This window comes from Microbacterium sp. W4I4 (genome assembly GCF_030816235.1).
In the GTDB taxonomy this organism is placed as follows: Bacteria; Actinomycetota; Actinomycetes; order Actinomycetales; family Microbacteriaceae; genus Microbacterium.
The window spans coordinates 981,326-1,000,725 of record NZ_JAUSXT010000001.1 but is presented as its reverse complement, the minus strand read 5'-3'; the positions used below and the strand labels follow the sequence as shown (position 1 = coordinate 1,000,725).

The window sequence follows — 19,400 nt, the reverse complement described above, 5'->3', positions numbered from 1 at the left end:
CGGCGCATCAGGGAAACACACCGACGGATCGGGGGAACCCCTGATCCGCTCCGGGATGACTCTCCCCTAGCCTGAGTGCGGGGGAGCCAGGGCGGCTGTCCTCGGAAAGGCAACCGTGCTCGTCTGGCGCCGTGTGATCCTCCCTGTGGTCTTCGTCCTCGTGCTCGCTGCGGCCGCCGCCGCGCTGGTGAAACTCGCGTTCTTCCCGGATGTCGCCGAGGCCGCGCCCCCGGTACCGGGCGCGAGCGTCTCCGATCCGGTGGTCCCCGTCGAACGGGGAACCGTGGTCAACGAGCTGTCACTGGAAGGCACCATCGCCCGTGATGAGAGCTATGCGGTTCGCAGTGAGATCAATGGTGTCGTCACGAAGGTGCATGTCGCCGAGGGCGCGAGCGTCACGAAGGGACAGGTGCTCTTCACCGTCAAGCAGGATCAGCCCGTCAAGAGCATCGACATCGTCGCGCCCGAGGCGGGCGACGTCAGTGCGCTCGCGCTCGTGAAAGGGCAGCAGTCCAGCGTCGGCGGCGAGGTGCTCACGCTCCTGCCGTCGCGCTATCACGTGCGGGCCACGGTGCAGCCGGCACAGCTCTACCGACTGGTGAATGCACCGGATGAGGCGACCGTGACGATCACCGGAGGCCCGGCACCGTTCGTGTGCACCGGAGTGCGCGTGCAGGTCTCGGATGAAGGCACGGCCAGTGTGCGCTGTGGCGTCCCCATCGACCAGACCGTTTTCGCCGGGCTCCCCGCGAAGCTGGATCTCGCTCTCGGCAAGGTCGACGATGCGCTGGTGATCCCGGTGACCGCCGTGCAGGGCGGCGCCGGCAGCGGGGTGGTGTGGGCGGATGCCGGTGACGGTGCGGAGCCCGAGAAGCGCACCGTGAAGCTCGGCGTGAACGACGGTGAGACCGTGGAGATCCTGGAGGGGCTGGCGGAAGGCGATCAGATCCGGCAGTACGTGCCCGGATTCGCCGCCCCCGTGGAGGAGAACTGCTGGGACGACGGCAGCGGTGGCCAGATGTGCGAGACGGGGACGAGCTGGTGAGTCTGGTCGCCCTGCAGGGCGTGGCCAAGAGCGTGCGGCTGCCCGACGACTCGATGCTCGAGATCCTGAGGGATGTCGATCTCGAGGTGAGCGCCGGCGACCACGTCTCCATCGTGGGCCGTTCCGGATCGGGCAAATCCACGCTGCTGAACATCCTCGGCATGCTCGACACCCCGAGCGCGGGCTCCGTCGCCTTCGAGGGTCGTGAGGTGCGGAAGATGCGCGCGGGCGCGCTGGATCGGCTGCGCGGTGCGAACGTCGGGTTCGTGTTCCAGCAGTTCAACCTGCTGCCGGGACGCACGGCGCTCGACAACGTGATGATGCCGCTGGGGCATGCGAAAGGGCGGCTGTTCTGGAAGCGCCGCAGCATCGCCGCGGACATGCTGGAGCGGGTCGGGCTCGGGCATCGCGTCGAGCAGGTCGCGGACCGGCTCTCGGGCGGCGAGCAGCAGCGTGTGGCGATCGCCCGCGCGCTGGTGCGCCGGCCGGTGCTGATCCTCGCCGACGAGCCGACCGGAGCGCTGGACATCGACACGGGAGCGACCGTGATGGCGCTGCTGGATGAGGTGGCGACCGAGACGGATGCCGCGCTGGTGACGATCACCCACGACCTGCATGTGGCGGCGCGCGCTCGGCGGCACTATCGGCTGGATGCCGGCGTGCTGACCCCCGCGAACCTGCAGCGCGCCTTCGAGGCGTCCACCCTGCAGGATGCCTCGCTCTCCGCATCCGTTCCGGAGGAGACACGATGACCGCCATCCTCGGGGCGCTCGCAGATGCGTGGGCGGAGATCCGCGTGCACAGGATGCGCGTGCTGCTCAGCCTGATCGGCATCGCTGTGTCGGTCGGGGCGCTGACTGCGGTGGTCGCCCTATCGGAGTATCAGTTCCAGAACCAGATCGAGCAGTCCGACCGCTACGGCGGGCGCGCGGCGACGATCCAGGTGTACGCGAGCGCCGCGGACGGCGGGCCTGTCGACGCCGCGCAGTTCCAGGAGCGGTTCGACAGAGTCGCCGAACGATACGGCTTCACGCAGGTCTCCCGTGTCGCGGATGGACTGCAGGTCCTGGTCGATGCGCCCGACGGCGCACGTCAGACCTCGGCGCGGCTTCTGGATCCGTCCTTCGCGCTGATCCATCGGGAGAAGCTCATCGAGGGCCGCGAGTTCCTCCCGACGGATGTCGAGGCGCTGGCCCCGCCGGTGATCATCAGCGAACCGCTGTGGGACCGGCTGGGACGCGTACCGGTGGCACAGCATCCGACACTCCGGCTGCGAGGCGAGGCCGGCGGCACCTACCAGATCGTCGGAGTGAGGCCCAAGCAGTGGCAGCACGACGAGGAGGTGCGCATCGACCTGCTCTTCGATGCGTACGCGGCGCGCGTCGACCGACTTCCCGACGAGACCTCCGTGCACTGGGACGTCTGGGTCTCCGAGCACAGCGCAGCCGAGATCGGACCTGTGCTCGCGATGGACCTGCGCGCGGGGCTCCCCGCCGGACAGGTCGTGAACGTCTCACGCGCGGACTTCGCGGCGCAGCCCGGGTACGCCGAGGGCATGCGGATCCAAGAGCTGATCATGACCGGCATCGCGGCCCTGATCCTGGGACTCGGCGCTCTGAGCCTGATCAACATCCAGCTGGTGGCGATGCGCCAGCGAGTGCGTGAGATCGGTGTGCGGCGGGCGTTCGGCGCCACGGCCGGGCGCGTGTTCACCACCGTCCTCCTGGAGAGTCTGGTCGCCACCACGGTGGCGGGCATCATCGGCATCGCGCTGACGGTCGCCGCGCTGCGCTGGGTGATGGCGGGGGACCTGCTGAACATGCAGCTGCAGGACGTGCCCCCGTTCCCGATGCGTGCGGCCGTCACCGGCCTCGTCGCCGCTGTCGTCGTGGGCGCGCTGTCCGGCTTCGTGCCGGCGCTGGTGGCGCTGCGGGTGAAGGTGATCGACGCGATCAGGTTCTGACGCGACGCATCGAGGATCAGATGCGCACGCGCCGGCCGGTGAGCCGCTCCGCGCGGTCGTCGGCGAGGACGAGCGCGCGCTGCTCGCGCTGACGGCGCAGGGCCGTCACCCCGCGCAGCAGGTCCTCCGGGGCCACCTGCGGCAGCGGGGACACGAACTCGCCCACCTCACCGGCGAGCTCGTGCGCGATGCGGACACGTGCCGCGGGGGAGAGCTGCTCGGCGGACGACAGGAACTGCGAGACCCGGCGCGCGAGCCGGTCGGGCAGGCGCGCCACATCGGCCACCCGGGCCCACTCGGCCAGCGACGGCGGCAGATACGGTGTGTGCCGCGGAAGGGCGGGAGTGCGCACCCGCTGCGAGTAGGTGCCGGCGACGAGGTCTCCCAGACGCTGCGACCGCGCGGTGAGGGCGCCGGTGATGACGGCGCCGCCGCCGAAGGTCATGTAGATCTCCAGGACACCGATGAGCGCGCGGATGAAGGTGTGCCGGAACGTGATCGCCCCGCCGTCGATGCGCACGACCCGTCCGCCCACGGCGAGCTTGCCGACGCTGCGGCCGCGCATCGCGGTCTCGATGGTGATCGGCAGCACGAGGAAGCTCAGCACGGAAGCCCAGATGCTGAGCATCGGCATCGTGTGCGCGTCGAGCAGCCCCTGACTCAGCAGCCAGATCTGCAGCAGGATGAACGCGACGAAGACGGCGAAGCCGATCAGCATGTCGATGAAGGCGCCCGCGGCCCGGAGGATGAACCCCACCGGCTGCACGTCGATCGCGACGGCCTCGCCGGAGAGGATCTCCTGTTCATCGGTGATCGCGCTCGACATGACTCCAGTAAATCAGGTGCCGGAGCGGATCAGGGGTCGCGGTGGACGTCGGTGTCCCCGCGTATGCTCACGGGCATGTGCGGACGATTCGCGATGGATGCCACGACCGATGATCTGATCCGGCAGTTCGTCATCGACGGCGGCAGGCCCGAGGACTGGTGGCGCGAGTTCCACGGCTCCTATTCGATCGCGCCCACGGATGATGCGGTGATCGTCCGCGACCGCGGCGAGGGCCGGTTCCTCGAGCTCGCCCGGTGGGATTGGCAGAAGCCGGTCAGCCGACCCAAGGGCCCGCCGATCATCAACGCGCGGATCGAAAAGCTCGACACCGGATTCTGGGCCCCGCCGTTCACCGCCGCCCGCTGCGTCGTCCCGATGCGCGGGTACTTCGAGTGGACAGGCCAGAAGGGCGACAAGACGCCGCACTTCCTGCACGGCGGCGGGCTGCTCGCCGCGGCCGGGCTCACCTGGTCGATGGATCTGCCGACCGGCGAGCACACGCGCTGCTTCGTGGTCGTCACCAGGGAGGCGCGCGACGCCGGCGGTGAGGTGCACGACAGGATGCCCGCGTTCCTCACGCCCGATGCCGCGGACGAATGGCTCGAGCCGGCGAAGCTCGACCGGGGTGGACGTGAGGGGATGCTGGCTCTCCTGGACGCCGCATCCGCCGACGTCGCAGCCACCGTGACGCAGCATGTCGTGGACCGGAAGGTCAACAACTCCCGGACCGTGGACCCCGCAGATCCGTCGGTGATCGAACCGGCGGCATGATGGCCGACGAGCTGACCCGGATCGCCGCCGAGCTGTACACGGCGAAGCCGAGCGAGTTCATCGCCGAGCGCACTGCGCGCGCGAAGGGACTCGCGGATCGCGGACTGGCGGAGCGGGTCCGGGTGCTGCGCAGACCGTCCGTCGCCGCCTGGGTCGTGAATGTCTTCGCGCAGGAGCGGGCCGATCGGCTGGCGCAGGCGCTGCAGCTGGCCGAGGAGCTGCGCGAGGCGCAGGCCGACCTGGACGCGCCGGCGCTGGCGAAGCTCGGTCAGCAGCGGCGCGCACTGACGAGCCAGCTGGCCCGCGAGGCGGCATCCCTGGCCGAGGACCGGGGCGAGCGGGTGACCGAGTCCACCGTTGAAGCCGTGCGGCAGACACTGTCGGCCGCGTTCTTCGATCCCGATGCTGCGGCGGCCGTCGCCTCCGGGCGTCTCATCCGTGAACTCGAGCCGGCCGGGCAGTCCCCGCTCGATCTCGAGGCGACCGTCGCCGGCGGTCCTCCGGCGAGCCCGAGTCCCGCCCCGCGCAGGGTCGATGAGGTCACGGAGCGCCGCGAGCGACGGGATGCCGAGCGCGCAGTGCGTGCCGCCGAGCAGGAGCTGGCCCGCGCCCAGCGCGAGCACGACGAGCTCGCGCGAGATCAGCGCGACGCCACGAGCCGCGCCGATCGCCTCGGCGAGCAGATCGTCGACCTGGAGGCAGAGCTCGCCCGCGTGCGTGCTGACGCCGAACGGGCCGCCGCCGCCCTCGGTGACCTGCCGGAGCGGCTGGCGGCCGCCGCGGATCGGGTGGACGGCGCCGAGCGGGCCCTGGCGGACGCCCGCGCGGCGCGGGAGCATCCGCAGCGCACGCGCGGCCCGTCCGGGGCCGAGCCCGGCGATGGGCCCGGCAGCGGGACCTCCTGACGCGACTCGCAGCCGCGGGAGGTTGCCCGTACAGTGTTTCAGGTGGATGCCGATGCCCTCACCGACGCACGCCGCCCCGAGTGGGAGCGGCTCGACGCCCTGAGCCGTCAGCGCCGCCTGAGCGGATCCGAGGTGGATGAGCTCATCGTCCGGTACCGGGCGGCATCCGCCGATCTCGCCGAGTTGAAGACCTCGGTCGGCGATTCGCCGCAGGGCGCGTATCTGTCCACGATCCTCGCGGCCGCGCGCCTGCGTTTCACGGGCGCGGGGGACAACATCCTCGCTCAGACCGCGCGCTTCTTCACGCTGCAGCTGCCGGCCGCGCTGTACCGCATCCGCTGGACCACAGCGGTGATCGCGGTCGCCTTCGTCCTCGTCATGGTGATCACCGCGGCGTGGATCACGGCCGAGCCCGCGCGCATCGCCGCCCTGGGCACGCCGGAGGTGCTCAAGCAGTACGCGGAGGAGGACTTCGTCGACTACTACGGGCCGATGGCGTCGTTCGCGGGGCTGGTCTGGTCGAACAATGCCTGGATCGCCCTGCAGTGCGTGCTGTTCGGCGTCACCGGTCTGTGGCCGGTCTGGATGCTCGTTCAGAACTCCGTCAGCCTGGGTGTGTCGACCGCCGTGATGGCCGCCCACGACAGCCTCGATGTGATGATCCTGCACATCCTGCCGCACGGCCTGCTCGAGCTGACCTCGGTCTTCGTCGCCGCTGCGGCCGGGCTGCACATCTTCTGGGCCTGGGCGGTGCCCGGACGGCGCACGCGAGGAGAATCCCTGGCCGCGGGCGGGCGGGCGTTGGCGACCGTCGCGATCGGCCTCGTCTTCGCGCTGCTGCTCTCGGGGCTGGTGGAGGGGTTCGTCACCGGCTCCGGGCTGCCGTGGGCCGTGAAGATCGGCATCGGCGCCCTCGCGCTGGGCGTCTTCCTGTTCTACATGCTCGTGATCGGCCGCCGCGCGGCGCGACGCGGGGAGACCGGCGACCTCCTGGAGTACGAGGCCGGAACGCCGACGCTCACCGCCGGATGAGGATGATCCTGCGGTGAGCGTCGGCTGATCTCGATCAGGCCTTCGAGGGGCTCTTCGCCGTGCCGTCGAAGAGCGCCCGGTAGGCGTAGCCGGCCAGCAGCGCGCCTACGGCGGGGAAGACGATGAACACCCACAGCTGTCCCAGCGCCTCGGACCCGCCGTAGATCGCGGCCGCGAGCGAGCGCGCGGGGTTCACGGAGGTGTTGTCGACCGGGATGGCGATCAGGTGGATCAGCGTCAGCGACAGGCCGATGGCGATGCCGGCGTGCGCGCCGCCGCGAGTCGGATGCGTCGAGCCGAGGATGACCAGCAGGAAGAACCCGGTCAGGATGACCTCGATGATGATCGCCGCCATCATCCCGAACCCGCCTGGGGAGTGCGAGCCCCAGCCGTTCGAGGCGAAGCCGGCGTCCTGCGCCGTGGTCAGCCAGCCTTCCGGACCGAACAGCCCGATCAGGGTCAGCGCGGTGGAGGCGACGACACCGCCGACGACCTGCGCGATGATGTACGGCAGGACGTCGCGCCACGCGATGCGCCCCGCCGCCGCGGCACCCAGCGTCACCGCCGGGTTGAAATGGCCGCCGGACAGCGGGCCGAACGCGTACACGCCCACCAGCACGGTCAGGCCGAACGCGAGGGCGACGGCGACGTAGACGGCCGAGCCCGCGCCCGGGTCGGTGAAATGGTTGGAGGCGAACACTGCGGTGCCGACGCCGCCGAAGACCAGCAGAAACGTTCCGAACCCCTCGGCGGCGAGCTTCGCGCCCAAAGTCGGAGGTGCTGTTGTGGCTGAATCGCTCATGAGATTCCCTCTCGTCCGTTCGATCGGGGCGATCGAATTCACTGCGAACGATAGCGGCGTCGGATGCCGAAGCATCCGACGCCGCGCAGGGAATCAGTCGATCACTCGCCGACGCCCACCGGCTCCTCGTCGTTCGCGGCGCCCGTGGCGACCGCATCGCGGACGTCCTCCGCGACCTTCGGGTCCACCTGGCCCCAGTACCAGAAGAAGCGCTCCTGGATGGCGGGGACGGTCAGCGCATCGTACTGACCGGCGAGGGTCTCGATGAAGCGCTGGCGCTCCTCGGCGGTGAACACGTCGTTGATGAGTGTGCGCGCCTGACCGAAGTCATCGTCCTCGGAGTGCAGGGTGGCAGCGCTGCGGATCAGTGCGCCGTCCGACTCCCAGCTCGCCTCGACACCGCGCTGCGGGTCGGCCTGCGGCCCACCGGCGACACCGTACGAGTTGGGCGTGTACACCCGGTGCTCGGCGGTGTTGTAGTGGTACTGCATGTTGCCCTCGTGCATGTAGTTGCTCGTGTGGGCGGCGTGCGGCTGGTTGACCGGCAGCTGGTTGTAGTTCGTGCCGATGCGGTAGCGCTGGGCGTCCGGGTACGAGAAGACGCGCGCCATGAGCATCTTGTCCGGCGAGATGCCCGTGCCTGGAACCTGGTTCCCCGGCGAGAACGCGGCCTGCTCGATCTCGGCGAAGAAGTTCTGCGGGTTGCGGTTCAGCGTGAACGTGCCGACCTTGATCCGCGGGTAGTCCTTCTTCGACCAGATCTTGGTCAGGTCGAACGGGTTGAAGCGGTAGTCCTTGGCCTCGTCGTACGGCATGACCTGCACGTAGACGTCCCATGCCGGGAACTCGCCCTTGTCGATCGACTCGTACAGGTCGCGACGGTAGTAGTCGGCATCCTGACCGGCGATGCGCTCGGCCTCGTCGGCGAACATCGGCTCCACACCCTGCTGGGTGAGGAAGTGGTACTGCACCCAGAAGCGCTCACCCGCGGCGTTGACCCACTGGTAGGTGTGCGAGCCGTACCCGTTCATGTGGCGCCACGAGCGCGGCAGGCCGCGGTCGCCCATCACATAGGTGACCTGGTGGGCGGACTCGGGCGAGAGCGTCCAGAAGTCCCACTGCATGTCGGCGTCGCGCAGCGCGGAGCCGGTCAGACGCTTCTGCGAATGGATGAAGTCGGGGAACTTGATGCCGTCGCGCAGGAAGAACGTCGGGGTGTTGTTGCCGACGATGTCGAGGTTGCCCTCGGTCGTGTAGAAGCGCAGCGAGAAGCCGCGCACGTCACGCCACGTGTCGGGGGAGCCCTGCTCGCCGGCGACGGACGAGAAACGCAGCAGCGTCTCGCTCCTGGCGCCGGGCTGGAAGGCGGCCGCGCGGGTGTACTGCGAGACGTCCTCGGTGACGACGAACTCGCCGAATGCGCCGCCTCCCTTGGCGTGCGGGTTGCGCTCCGGCACGCGCTCGCGGTTGAACGAGGCGAGCTTCTCGACCAGATAGCGGTCGTGCAGAGCTGTGGTGCCGTCGGGACCGCCGGTCAGCGAGTGCGCGTCGCTGGCGACGGGCGTGCCGGTCTGGGTGGTCGTGAAGCTCTTGTCAGTCATTCACTTCTTCCTTTCACAATCGGAACAGATGGCTCGGTAGGTCACAGTGGCTTCGAGGATGCGCATGCCATGGTCTTGGTCCGGATGCAGACAGGGTGCCGAGCCGACGGCGCAGGCGACATCCTCGACCCGCCCGCAGTCCACGCACTGCAGGTGGTGGTGGTTGTCGAACTCCTGCTGCACCTCGTAGAGGGCGCTGCCGGCATCCGGCAGGCTCACGCGGCGGACGATGCCCGCACCGGTCAGGTCGCCCAGGATGCCGTGCACGGTGGGCAGTGCGACACTGCTGCGGTGCTCGCGCAGCAGCGAATGGACCGTCTCGGCGGAGGCGTGCGGCCGGGTCTGCAGGGCCTCGAGCACGGCCACCCGCTGCAGCGTCACACGCAGTCCTGCCGCGCGGAGGCGCTCAGGAGTCGCGGTCGTGGACATGCCCTCAGTCTAGCCGTTGTTCTGAATGATTCATAATAAGGATCGGTTCCGGAGGATCGGACCCCGTTCACAGACGCCCGGCCGCCTTGAGCTCCAGATAGCGGTCTGCGATGCGCGGAGGAAGAGAGTCGGGATCCGTGGCGATCGCCTCGCCGCCGGCACGGCGCACCGCATCCGCCACCACCTGCGCGTCGCTGATGGTCTGCTCGGCTGCGGCCGCCAGATAGACGTCGATACGGGAGTCGCGGCGACGGGCGAGCTGCACGATCGAGTCATCGGTGGCGGAGCCCACCAGCAGCGTCGTCGCGCGGGAGGCATCGGGGAACGCACCCAGAAAGCCCCGTGCGGACTCCGCGGCGTCCTGCGCCGTCAGCACGACGATCAGCGAGGGGCGCGTCGTCAGTGTGCGCACGGCGGCGAAGGCTCCCGCCCAGTCGGTGTCGACCAGCCTGGCGTGCACGGGGGCCATGGCATCCGTCAGCGCGGGAAGAAGCGCCGCACCGTCGACGCCACTGACCCGGGCGCGGGTGACGCGGTCGTACATCAGCAGGTGCACGTGGTCGCCGGCGCGCGAGGCGAGGGCGGCCAGCAGCAGCGCGGCCTCCAGCGACGCGTCCAGACGCGTGCTGTCGCCCACGCGCGCCGCCGAGGTGCGGCCCGTATCGACGATGATCACGACCTGCCTGTCGCGCTCGGGACGCCAGGTGCGCAGCATGGTCGTTCCGGCGCGCGCGGTGGCGCGCCAGTCGATCGAGCGGATGTCGTCGCCGCGCACGTACTCGCGCAGCGAGTCGAACTCCGTGCCCTGCCCGCGGACCTGGATGGAGGTGTTCCCATCCAGCTCGCGCAGCCGTGGCCAGGCGGGACGGCAGATGCTTGCGGGAGGTGAATGCCGGCAGCACCCGCAGCGCACCGCGCACATCATGGCGCCCCTGGCGGCCGGCGAGCCCGAGCGGGCCACGGGAGCGGATCACGACGAAGTCGCTGGAGAGCTCGCCGCGGCGGCGGGGGAGCAGAGGCACCTGCAGACGACGGCGCTCGCCGGGAGGGATGCTGATCTGCTCGCGCGCCAGCGGCGCGCCGGCAGTGGGCTGCCAGGCGTCGCGCAGCCAGCCGCGCAGTGCGCGCGAACCGGTGTTCTGCACGGCGACGCTCGTCATCACGGGCTCGCCCAGACGTGCCCGCGCGGGCACCCGACGCGTCACGACGACGTGCCGGGGGCTCGCCGCGAGAAGCACGTCGAGCGCAACGAGGAGCGCGCACAGCAGCAGCCATCCGGCCAGCACCGCCCACGCCGACCAGCCGAGCGCGCCGAGCAGCGCGATCGGCACGACGCCCAGCGCGAGCAGCAGGGCAGGCAGAGCGGTCAGGAACATGTCAGATCGAACTCATCTCAGATGGGAACTCGGGTCTGCTGCACGACCGACTGCAGCACGGCATCCGGCGACACGCCCTCCATCTGCGCGTCGGGGCGCAGGGACAGCCGGTGCCGCCAGACGGGCATGAGCATGGTCTGCACGTGATCGGGGGTGACGGCAGAGGACGCGTTCAGCCAGGCCCATGCCTTGGCGGCGGCCAGCAGCGCGGTCGATGCGCGGGGGCTCGCTCCCAGCTCCACCGACGGCGACAGGCGGGTGGCGCGGGCGAGGTCGACGACATAGCCCAGAACATCGTCGGTCACCTGCACCCGCGCCGCGGCATCCTGCGCGGCGCGGATCTCGTCCGCGCTGACCACAGCCTGCACACCGGTCAGCAGACGCGGCGAGAATCCTCCGGCGTGCAGCCTCAGAACGGCGACCTCGGCGTCGCGCTCGGGCATGCCGACCACGAGCTTCATGAGGAAGCGGTCCAGCTGCGCCTCGGGCAGCGTGTAGGTGCCCTCGTGCTCGACGGGGTTCTGCGTGGCGGCCACGAGGAAGGGATCCGGCAGCGGACGACTCAGACCGTCGGCCGACACCTGACGCTCCTCCATGGCCTCCAGCAGTGCCGCCTGGGTCTTCGGGGGCGTGCGGTTGATCTCGTCGGCGAGCAGGATGTTGGTGAACACGGGGCCCGCGCGGAACTCGAACTCGCCGGTGCGCGCGTCGTAGACGAGCGAGCCGGTCACGTCACCTGGCATCAGGTCGGGGGTGAACTGCACCCGCTTGGTGTCCAGACCGATCGCCCGGGCGAAGCTGCGCACCACCAGCGTCTTGGCGACGCCGGGCACGCCCTCCAGCAGCACGTGGCCGCGGGCGAGCAGAGCGACCAGCAGTCCGGTGACGGTACCGGCCTGCCCGATCACCGCCTTGTCGACCTCGGTGCGGACGCGGTGCATCGCCTGACGCAGCGCGTCGTCGTCGGGCGCGGTGGGGGCAGTGGGCTCGTCGCTCACGGGCGGTTCCTTTCGGTGCGGACGGCGTCATCGACGGCCGTCTCCAGTTCGGCGAGACGGCGTGCGAGCTCGATCAGCTCGTTGTCGCTCTGCGGCGGCGGGCCGCCGAGCAGGTCGTACAGGGAGGTTCGTGGCACCCGGAGTCGATCGGATGCCGCATCCGCGATCTCCGGCACGGATGCGCGCGGGCTGAGGGCGAGGCGTGCGGCGAGGCGGGTGAGAGTGCCCGTGCGGATGACGGCCGCGGCATGCGGGGCATCTGCGGCCTTCGCCGTCAGCCGTGCGCGGCCCTGCATGGTCTCTGCCGCACGTACGGTCACCGGAAGGGACTCGGCGACGAGCGGGCCGAAGCGGCGTCCGCGCCACACGATCGCGGCGATCGCGGCGATCAGGAGCAGCAGAATGGCGGGGCTGATCCACCCGGGGGTGAGATCCGCGATGCTCGCACCGCCACCGGAGGAGATGTCGCTGTCGGCGAAGGTCGGCACGTACCAGACCACGCGGTCCTGCTGAGCGAGCAGCGCGAGCCCGAGCGCCGCGTTCCCGTTCTCGGCAAGAGCGTCGTTGGCGAGCAGATGCGCGCCTTCGACGAGAGTGATCGTGCGGCCGTCGACATCCGCGCGCAACACGGCGGACGCGCCGGAGGGCTCCCGGAAGCAGCCCTCGACGCCCGTGGCGGACATGAACATCCGCTCGGCGTCGATGCTCCCGACTCGGGCGAACTCGGGCAGCGCGCATTGCGCGTCGACGGCTCCGCTCTCGGCCGGTGCATCCTCGCCGAGGTCGAGGAGCCGCAGCATCCGGGCGCTGCTGGTGAGCAGCACGACTCGATCGGCGCTCTCCATCAGGGTTGTGGCGGCCTCATCGGTCAGCGCGTAGGGATCGGTCAGCACGAGCGTGGCATCGGCGTCCAGAGCGTCGGCCGCGGAGAGACGGCTGCGCGTCACCTCGATGTCCACGCCCTGATCGCGCACCAGTTCGGCGAGCGCCTTCGCGCCACCGGGACCCGGGCTCTCCGGATTCAGCGTGCCGGTCAGATCGGGAGAGGCGGCGACGAAGCGCATCGACAGCAGTCCGATTCCCAGCAGCAGTGCGATGACGAAGACCCAGCCCAGCACCCGTCGGCCGCGGCCCGGCAGGTGCGGCGCGGCGGTGGAGGGGACCGCGGAGTCGCCGTCGGGGACGACGGCTGCGGAGACCGGGGCGTCGACGATGCTCATGCCGGCACCGCCTCGACGGCCGGGACCGCCGGCTGGGCGGCACGCACATCGTCATCCGTCGCCGCCAGCGTGCGGTAGTCCGCCTCGCTCGCCGCAGTGCGCAGGTACCTGACCGCGTCGAAGGCCGTGGCTGCGCTGTGCAGGTGCTCGCCGAACGCGGGGAAGGGAGTGGATGCCTCGCGGGCGATGCCCTGGGCGGTGGCCCCGGGGGCAGGGTCGATGAGGTCGCGTTCCATCAGGTCGCGCGCGAGAGCGCGGTACCTCAACACGACGGCTTCGTCCCAGTCCTGCTCGCGCGCCCGGCGCTCGGCCTCGGCCCTCAGCTGCGCTGCGGTGCGGTCATCGCGCTCGCCGAGCAGATCACGACGACGGCGCACGGTCTGCGATGCGCGCGGCCGGCCCCACACCAGCAGGGCGACCATCAGCGCGGCGACGATGACGATGACGATCACCGTCACGGCCACGGGGGCCAGGCCACCCGCCCCGCGCTCCGTGAACAGACCGAAGAACCAGGTCACGATTCCCGAGATGAGATCGTCGAACCAGGTGGGCTTCGCGGCCTGATACTCCTGCTTGGCGAGCTCCTGCTCCGCCCAGCGTCTGGCCTCATCCCCTTCGGGGATGAGGACGTCGAGGGGCAAGGCGATCATGCGTCGGAGCCGGGGGCCGCCCACGGGCTCGTGGACGATGGCGGCATGACCGCGGGAGCCTGCGACTGATCGGACGGGCTTGCGGAGTTCTGCTCAGGGTTCGACGGGGGCGTCGCGGCCTGGGGCGCGGCGGGCGGCGGGGGAGCGGTATAGCCGTTCGTTGCGGGCTGTGCCGGGTAGCCGGGTTGCGGCGGGTACCCGGGTTGCGGCGGGTACCCGGGTTGTGCGGGGTAGCCGGGCTGTGCGGTGTACCCGGGCTGTGCGGTGGGTGCGGCGTAGCCGCCCGAGGTCGGGTATCCGGGTTGCGGCGGGTATCCCGGCTGTGCCGGGTAGCCGGGCTGCATCGGATATCCGTAGGCCGGGTACGCGGGCTGCACCGGCGTCTGCACGATCGGCGGCTGTTTCGAGACCGCACGTGCGGGATCGACGCTGTAGGGATCGTCGAGCTGATCCGAAGACGCGCCCTGCGACACGAGTTCGACGTGCTTGACCAGAGCCTGATCGAGCCCCTCGTACCGCATCCGGCTGTCGAGGTAGATGAGCGTGGCACCGGTGCCCTGCACGACGATGGCGATGGCCTGCACGGCCAGCACCAGCACCTGCGGGGCGATGTTCGCGATGATCACGCCGATCCACGCCGACACGTCCTCGCCGCCGGTGGGTGCGATCACCCCGGTCAGCAGCGACGAGACGATCGACGCCGGGAAGGCGACGACCTGCACGGCGAAGCCCATGACGAGTCCGATGACGACGGTCACGCCGAACGCGACCCAGAACCGACCGCGGATCAGCCGCCACGAGCGCACCAGAGCAGTGCGCAGCGGCGCGTGCTCCAGGACGAGGACAGACGGCACGATGAGCAGCTTGGTGGTCAGCCAGATGTAGAGCGGAATGCTGCCGAGGACCAGCAGCAGGCCGATGCCCACGGCGAGTGCGATGGATGAGGCCGAGTCGAACCCGCCCGTCGACAGGATCCCGAAGACCACACCGAACATCAGAGCGATCCAGAGCAGGGCGGCCAGGCTCTGCAGCAGCGAGTAGGCGAAAAGCCGCCAGAAAGCGGGCTTCACGCGCCGCCACAGCAGCTTCAGCGGCGCCTTCTGCGAGAGGGCCGCGTAGGACACGTCGGCGGCCACGAGCCCCTGGATGACCGAGACGAACGCGACGGTGGCGAGGGCGACGAGAATCGCCGCGACGATTCCGAGCGCGACCGACCCGGCGACGATGGCTTCGTAGTCGGGTGAGTATGTGGGCACCGAAGCGATCCGCGCCGCGATGAACCAGCCCACCAGCAGCAGCACGCCCGCGGTCACGGTCCCGGCTGCGAACTGCACCAGGACGGCGAACCCGAACAGCACCTTCGGGTTGTGGCGCAGCGCGGCGAAGGCGCGTCCGAGGATGGTCCCGAAGGTCATCGGATGCAGGGGGAACACCCCCTTCTTCGGGGCGGGCGTCCATGTCTGTCCGCTCATCTCGGCACTCCCTCCGCTGTGCTCTCCCATCGTGTCATAAAGGCCGCCCCGCAACGGCACGCGGCGATCTCCGGCTCGAGTCGGCCAATGTCAAGTAGGCTGATCCGAGTTGCGGGCGCCCGGGGACTTCGCGTCCGCATCGGAGAGAAAGCTGAGGCTGGGCACAAGATGACCTCTCGAATCCTCGTGGTCGACGACGACACGGCTCTGGCCGAGATGATCGGCATCGTGCTGCGCACGGAGGGATTCGACGTGCTCTTCTGCGCCGATGGCGCACAGGCCGTCGAGGAATGGCGCTCCACGCGCCCCGACCTCGTCCTGCTGGATCTCATGCTTCCGGGCATGGACGGCATCGAGATCTGCACCCGCATCCGCGCCGAATCCGGTGTTCCGGTGATCATGCTCACGGCTCGAACCGACACCGCCGACGTGGTCCGCGGCCTCGAGGTCGGCGCGGACGATTACATCGTCAAGCCCTTCAACCCGAAGGAGCTCGTCGCCCGCATCCGCACCAGGCTTCGCCCCACTCCGCAGGCCACGGCGGAGGTGCTGCGCGTCGGCGACCTGACCATCGACGTCGATGCGCACGAGGTGCGCCGCGGCACCGCGCCGATCGCGCTGACGCCGCTGGAGTTCCAGCTGCTGGTCGCGCTGTCTTCGAAGCCTCAGCAGGTATTCTCGCGGGAGATGCTGCTGGAGCAGGTCTGGGGCTACCACTACAAGGCCGACACCCGTCTGGTCAACGTGCATGTGCAGCGGCTGCGCGCCAAGGTCGAGCTCGACCCGGACAATCCCCGGATCGTCATGACGGTGCGCGGCGTCGGCTACCGTGCCGGGAGCGTCGGCTAGGGGACTGCTGTGATCGCGACTACCGCGACGCGCGTGAATGCGATGCTCTGGCGGTCGCCGCGCAGCTGGCCGGGTGCGCTGGTCGCCGACTGGCACCGGTCCATGCGTTTCCGCGCCACCGCCATCACGCTGGCGGCGACGTCGCTGGCCATTCTCATCATCTGCACCATCATGGGGCTCGTCATCCGCAACGACCTGTTCGAGGCGCGCAAGGAGGAGTCGCTGCACAACGCGCGCTCCGCCGTGGCGCAGGCGCAGAACGTGCTCGACTCCGGAGTGGCAGGCGATGATCGCGCCACCCTGTCCACGCTGTGGCGCGAGGCTCAGGGCGAGCTCAGCCGGACGGCGTCCTCGAACCGCATCGTGGGCCTGCTCGCCGAGAGTGCCGCTGACGGATACACGCCGCCGGGCTTCGGCAGCCTGCAGCTCACCTCCGCACAGCTCAGCAACGAGCTGCGCACCCGGGTGCAGAAGGTCCCGGGACGCCAGGCCTGGCAGTCCATCGCCCTGCCTCATGGCGATGAAGGCGAGTCCGCCGGCATCGTCGTCGGGCAGCTCCTGAAGATCCCCGGCGTCGCCACCTACGACGTGTACATCGCGTACGACCTGGCGGATGCCGATGAGACGCTGCTGTTCGTGCAGCGCACACTCTGGTTCGCAGGTCTCACCCTCGTCGCCCTGATCGCCGCGATCTCCTGGCTCGTGCTGAGATCGGTGTCGTCCCCGATCATCGAAGCCGCCGAGACCAGTGCGCGATTGGCATCCGGCGAACTGGGGGTGCGCCTGCCCGTGCACGGCGAGGACGAGCTGGCGAGCCTGGGAACGTCGTTCAACGCCATGGCGGACAGCCTGGAACGGCAGATCAAGGAGCTCGCCGAGCTCTCGCTGGTGCAGCAGCGCTTCGTGTCCGACGTCTCGCACGAGCTGCGCACGCCGCTGACCACGATCCGGCTGGCGGCCGAGATGCTCAACGATCAGAAGGAAGAGTTCGACCCGACCACGGCTCGCACGGCCGAGCTGCTGCACACCCAGGTGCAGCGCTTCGAGACGCTGCTCGCCGACCTCCTGGAGATCAGCCGCTACGACGCCGGATCCGTGCAGCTCGAGATCGAGGCCACCAGCCTCGCTCAGCTGGCCGAGGAGATCATCGACCAGATGCGCCCGCTCGCCGAGACGCACCACACCGAGCTGCGCATGGTCGCGCCGGGCGGCTACTCGCCGGTGGACATGGACCCGAGGCGCGTGCGGCGCGTGCTGCGCAACCTCGTCGGCAACGCGATCGAGCACGGCGAGGGCCGGCCCGTCGTGGTCACGGTCGACAGCAATCAGTACGCGGTCGCCGTCGGCGTGCGCGACTACGGCATGGGAATGCGTCCCGCGGACGTGGAGCACGTCTTCGACCGGTTCTGGCGCGCCGATCCCTCGCGCAAGCGCACGATCGGGGGCACCGGCCTCGGCCTGTCCATCGCCCTCGGCGATGCGACTCTGCACGGCGGCACGCTGCAGGTCTGGTCGGAGCTGGGGGTGGGCAGCAACTTCGTGCTCACCATTCCCCGTTCCGATGACCAGATGGACGGACCGAGCCCGATCCCGCTCGAGCCGCAGGAGTCCGTCGCCGATCTGGGCGGCGTCACGCAGCCCATCGTGCTGAGGCCCGCGGCATCCGGTCAGGGGGAGCACTCATGAGGCGTCTGCGCGGCATCCGTGCGCTGGCGGTCGCAGTCGCGGCGCTGCTTCTCGCCGGATGCGCCGGCCTGCCCACCTCTGGTGCGCCGAACGCCGGCCTCACCATCGGCGATGAAGGGCAGGCTGACCCGTTCGTCTTCTACGCCCAGGGGCCCAGGCCCGGCGACGATCCGGAGAGGATCGTGGCGGGCTTCCTGGAAGCCGCGATCTCACCCGCGCGCAACTGGGAGACGGCGCAGGAGTTCCTCACCGACGACTTCGGGCAGAAATGGAAGCCCGGAGCGGGGGTGACCATTGACGCGTCGGCGGTCACGCGCGAGTTCGATGCATCCGCAGGCGCCGACGACAAGTCCGCGAAGACGGCCGAGGTGCACGCGAACTTCGACCAGGTCGCCAGCTTGGACGCAGACGGGGCCTACAGTGCCCAGACGGGCCCGGGCAAGGCGACCTACCAGCTGAAGCGCAACGACGACGGCGAGTGGCGGATCGCCAAGGCCGATGACGGCATCGTGCTGGATGCGGAGACCTTCCTCCGGGTGTACCAGAAGTACGCGCTGAAGTACTTCGACCCCAGTTGGACGCACCTCGTCCCGGATGTGCGGTGGTTCCCTCGCCGGCCGGCGATGGCGACCTCCATCGCCCGCGCCCTCATCTCGGGCGAGCCGAGCGACTGGCTCGCGCCGGCCGTGCGCACCGCGTTCTCGGATGATGTCGAACTCGCCGGCGATGCCATCCAGGTGGACACCTCGCAGGTGGCATCCGTGGCTCTGACGCGCACGGCGCTCGCCGCCTCGTCGGCCGACCTGTCGCGGATGCGCACCCAGCTCGAGGCGAGTCTCGCCGGAGTCGGGGTGACGGAGGTGAACTTCACCGTCGATGGCGTCGCACTCGATGCCGGCACGACCCCCGTCGACGCCGAGATCGTCGACCCCGGCGTGCTCGTGCTGAACGATGAGACCTTCGGTCGCGCGGTCACCGGCGATTCGCTCGAGCCCGTAGGAGAGCTTACGGCCCAGATCGCGAAGATCACGGATCCCATCCGGGCCGTGGATGTGTCGTCGGATGCGAGGCTGGCGGCCATGCAGCTGCGTGACGGACGCGTGTTCGCGGTCACCGCGGGCAACACCGTGGAGCTCGATGACGCGCCAGGACTCATCGAGCCATCGCTGGACCCGTTCGGCTTCACCTGGACTGTGCAGCGCGACGCGCCAGCGAGCCTGCACGCCTGGAGCGCGCAGAGGGTGCTGCAGCCGATCGCCCAGGCCTGGCCCGGCGCAGAGAACATCAGCCAGCTGCGGGTCTCCGCCGATGGTGCGCGCGTCGCCGCCGTGGTGACGAGGGGCGGACAGCGTCGCGTGGTCGTGGCGGCGGTGGTGCGCGGCAAGGACTCCCAGCCCACGGAGCTCGGCGAGGTGCACGAGGTCGGCCGGCTGTCCGGGCCGTCGCGCGGGCTCGCCTGGGTGGGCGACGATTCCCTGGCAGTGCTGGGAAGCGCCCCGGACCTGGAGCTCACCACGTTCGTCGTCGGCGGGCCGTTCTCGTCCTCGTCCGCACCGGACGGAGCGGATGCGCTGTCAGGGGCGAAGACCTCCACTGGTCTGCGGGTGCTCTCCTCCGACGGTGCGGTGTACGCGCAGCGCGGCTCATCCTGGCAGCGGTCGTTGCAGAACGTCCTCGTGCTCGGCACGCGGGCCGGCTACTGAACCTCCTGCACAGGCGGCGCCGAGCGACGAGTTGTGCACGGATGCCGTGATATTCACTCGCGTGCGTCAGCT

Annotated in this window: 18 protein-coding genes; 9 read left to right on the top strand and 9 right to left on the bottom strand. The window is 70.0% G+C overall.

Going from position 1 to position 19,400, the window contains the following annotated elements:
* Positions 1 to 115 precede the first annotated feature (115 nt).
* The 3 genes from QF046_RS04785 to QF046_RS04775 are packed head-to-tail and all read left to right on the top strand — an operon-like array spanning position 116 to position 3,008.
* Positions 116 to 1,045, top strand: coding sequence for an efflux RND transporter periplasmic adaptor subunit (locus QF046_RS04785; protein WP_307366760.1), 930 nt, complete (start codon positions 116 to 118; stop codon positions 1,043 to 1,045).
* Positions 1,042 to 1,797: an ABC transporter ATP-binding protein gene (locus QF046_RS04780; RefSeq protein WP_307366758.1), complete on the top strand. Its 756-nt coding sequence runs from the start codon at positions 1,042 to 1,044 to the stop codon at positions 1,795 to 1,797. Before QF046_RS04785 ends, QF046_RS04780 begins: the two co-directional genes overlap by 4 nt.
* Positions 1,794 to 3,008: an ABC transporter permease gene (locus QF046_RS04775; RefSeq protein WP_307366756.1), complete on the top strand. Its 1,215-nt coding sequence runs from the start codon at positions 1,794 to 1,796 to the stop codon at positions 3,006 to 3,008. The genes QF046_RS04780 and QF046_RS04775 overlap by 4 nt, the downstream gene beginning before the upstream one ends.
* Before the next feature lie 16 nt (positions 3,009 to 3,024).
* Here QF046_RS04775 and QF046_RS04770 read toward each other — a convergent pair whose 3' ends face one another.
* The gene (locus QF046_RS04770) at positions 3,025 to 3,834 is read right to left on the bottom strand and encodes an RDD family protein (RefSeq protein WP_307366754.1); all 810 of its coding nucleotides are present in this window, start codon (positions 3,832 to 3,834) and stop codon (positions 3,025 to 3,027) included.
* A 75-nt stretch (positions 3,835 to 3,909) separates the two neighbouring features.
* Between QF046_RS04770 and QF046_RS04765 the strand changes: the two genes are divergently transcribed.
* From QF046_RS04765 to QF046_RS04755, 3 genes are read left to right on the top strand one after another with little or no spacing between them, the layout of a single operon-like run.
* Entirely contained in the window at positions 3,910 to 4,605 is a 696-nt protein-coding gene (locus tag QF046_RS04765) for an SOS response-associated peptidase (RefSeq protein WP_307366752.1), read from the top strand.
* Positions 4,602 to 5,510: a transposase gene (locus QF046_RS04760; RefSeq protein ID WP_307366750.1), complete on the top strand. Its 909-nt coding sequence runs from the start codon at positions 4,602 to 4,604 to the stop codon at positions 5,508 to 5,510. The genes QF046_RS04765 and QF046_RS04760 overlap by 4 nt, the downstream gene beginning before the upstream one ends.
* Before the next feature lie 42 nt (positions 5,511 to 5,552).
* Entirely contained in the window at positions 5,553 to 6,542 is a 990-nt protein-coding gene (locus tag QF046_RS04755) for a stage II sporulation protein M (protein WP_307366748.1), read from the top strand.
* 34 nt (positions 6,543 to 6,576) lie between these two features.
* On the opposite strand, the gene aqpZ is transcribed toward QF046_RS04755, so the two are convergent.
* The 8 genes from aqpZ to QF046_RS04715 form a co-directional block, all read right to left on the bottom strand.
* Positions 6,577 to 7,344 (bottom strand): aquaporin Z, encoded by a 768-nt coding sequence (aqpZ, locus tag QF046_RS04750; RefSeq protein WP_307366745.1) that lies wholly within the window; start codon positions 7,342 to 7,344, stop codon positions 6,577 to 6,579.
* Positions 7,345 to 7,445: 101 nt separating this feature from the next.
* Positions 7,446 to 8,945, bottom strand: a complete 1,500-nt coding sequence (locus tag QF046_RS04745; protein WP_307366743.1) for a catalase — start codon at positions 8,943 to 8,945, stop codon at positions 7,446 to 7,448.
* Positions 8,946 to 9,374 carry a Fur family transcriptional regulator gene (locus QF046_RS04740; RefSeq protein WP_307366741.1) on the bottom strand — a complete coding sequence of 143 codons (429 nt, stop codon included), beginning with the start codon at positions 9,372 to 9,374 and terminating at the stop codon, positions 8,946 to 8,948.
* Between the two features lie 67 nt (positions 9,375 to 9,441).
* Positions 9,442 to 10,299 (bottom strand): DUF58 domain-containing protein, encoded by an 858-nt coding sequence (locus QF046_RS04735; protein ID WP_307366739.1) that lies wholly within the window; start codon positions 10,297 to 10,299, stop codon positions 9,442 to 9,444.
* Positions 10,300 to 10,767: 468 nt separating this feature from the next.
* Positions 10,768 to 11,691 carry a MoxR family ATPase gene (locus tag QF046_RS04730; RefSeq protein ID WP_307372714.1) on the bottom strand — a complete coding sequence of 308 codons (924 nt, stop codon included), beginning with the start codon at positions 11,689 to 11,691 and terminating at the stop codon, positions 10,768 to 10,770.
* A gap of 53 nt (positions 11,692 to 11,744) precedes the next feature.
* Entirely contained in the window at positions 11,745 to 12,968 is a 1,224-nt protein-coding gene (locus QF046_RS04725) for a DUF4350 domain-containing protein (RefSeq protein ID WP_307366737.1), read from the bottom strand.
* Positions 12,965 to 13,618 carry a DUF4129 domain-containing protein gene (locus QF046_RS04720; protein ID WP_307366735.1) on the bottom strand — a complete coding sequence of 218 codons (654 nt, stop codon included), beginning with the start codon at positions 13,616 to 13,618 and terminating at the stop codon, positions 12,965 to 12,967. The genes QF046_RS04725 and QF046_RS04720 overlap by 4 nt, the downstream gene beginning before the upstream one ends.
* Positions 13,615 to 15,090 carry a hypothetical protein gene (locus QF046_RS04715; RefSeq protein ID WP_307366732.1) on the bottom strand — a complete coding sequence of 492 codons (1,476 nt, stop codon included), beginning with the start codon at positions 15,088 to 15,090 and terminating at the stop codon, positions 13,615 to 13,617. The genes QF046_RS04720 and QF046_RS04715 overlap by 4 nt, the downstream gene beginning before the upstream one ends.
* Positions 15,091 to 15,258: 168 nt before the next feature.
* Between QF046_RS04715 and mtrA the strand changes: the two genes are divergently transcribed.
* The 3 genes from mtrA to QF046_RS04700 are packed head-to-tail and all read left to right on the top strand — an operon-like array spanning position 15,259 to position 19,328.
* A complete protein-coding gene (gene mtrA, locus QF046_RS04710; RefSeq protein WP_307366729.1) occupies positions 15,259 to 15,939 on the top strand; it encodes an MtrAB system response regulator MtrA in 681 nt (226 codons plus the stop codon).
* A 9-nt stretch (positions 15,940 to 15,948) separates the two neighbouring features.
* A complete protein-coding gene (gene mtrB, locus QF046_RS04705) occupies positions 15,949 to 17,625 on the top strand; it encodes an MtrAB system histidine kinase MtrB (protein ID WP_373425659.1) in 1,677 nt (558 codons plus the stop codon).
* Positions 17,622 to 19,328: an LpqB family beta-propeller domain-containing protein gene (locus QF046_RS04700; RefSeq protein WP_307366727.1), complete on the top strand. Its 1,707-nt coding sequence runs from the start codon at positions 17,622 to 17,624 to the stop codon at positions 19,326 to 19,328. Before mtrB ends, QF046_RS04700 begins: the two co-directional genes overlap by 4 nt.
* The last annotated feature ends 72 nt before the right edge of the window (positions 19,329 to 19,400 follow it).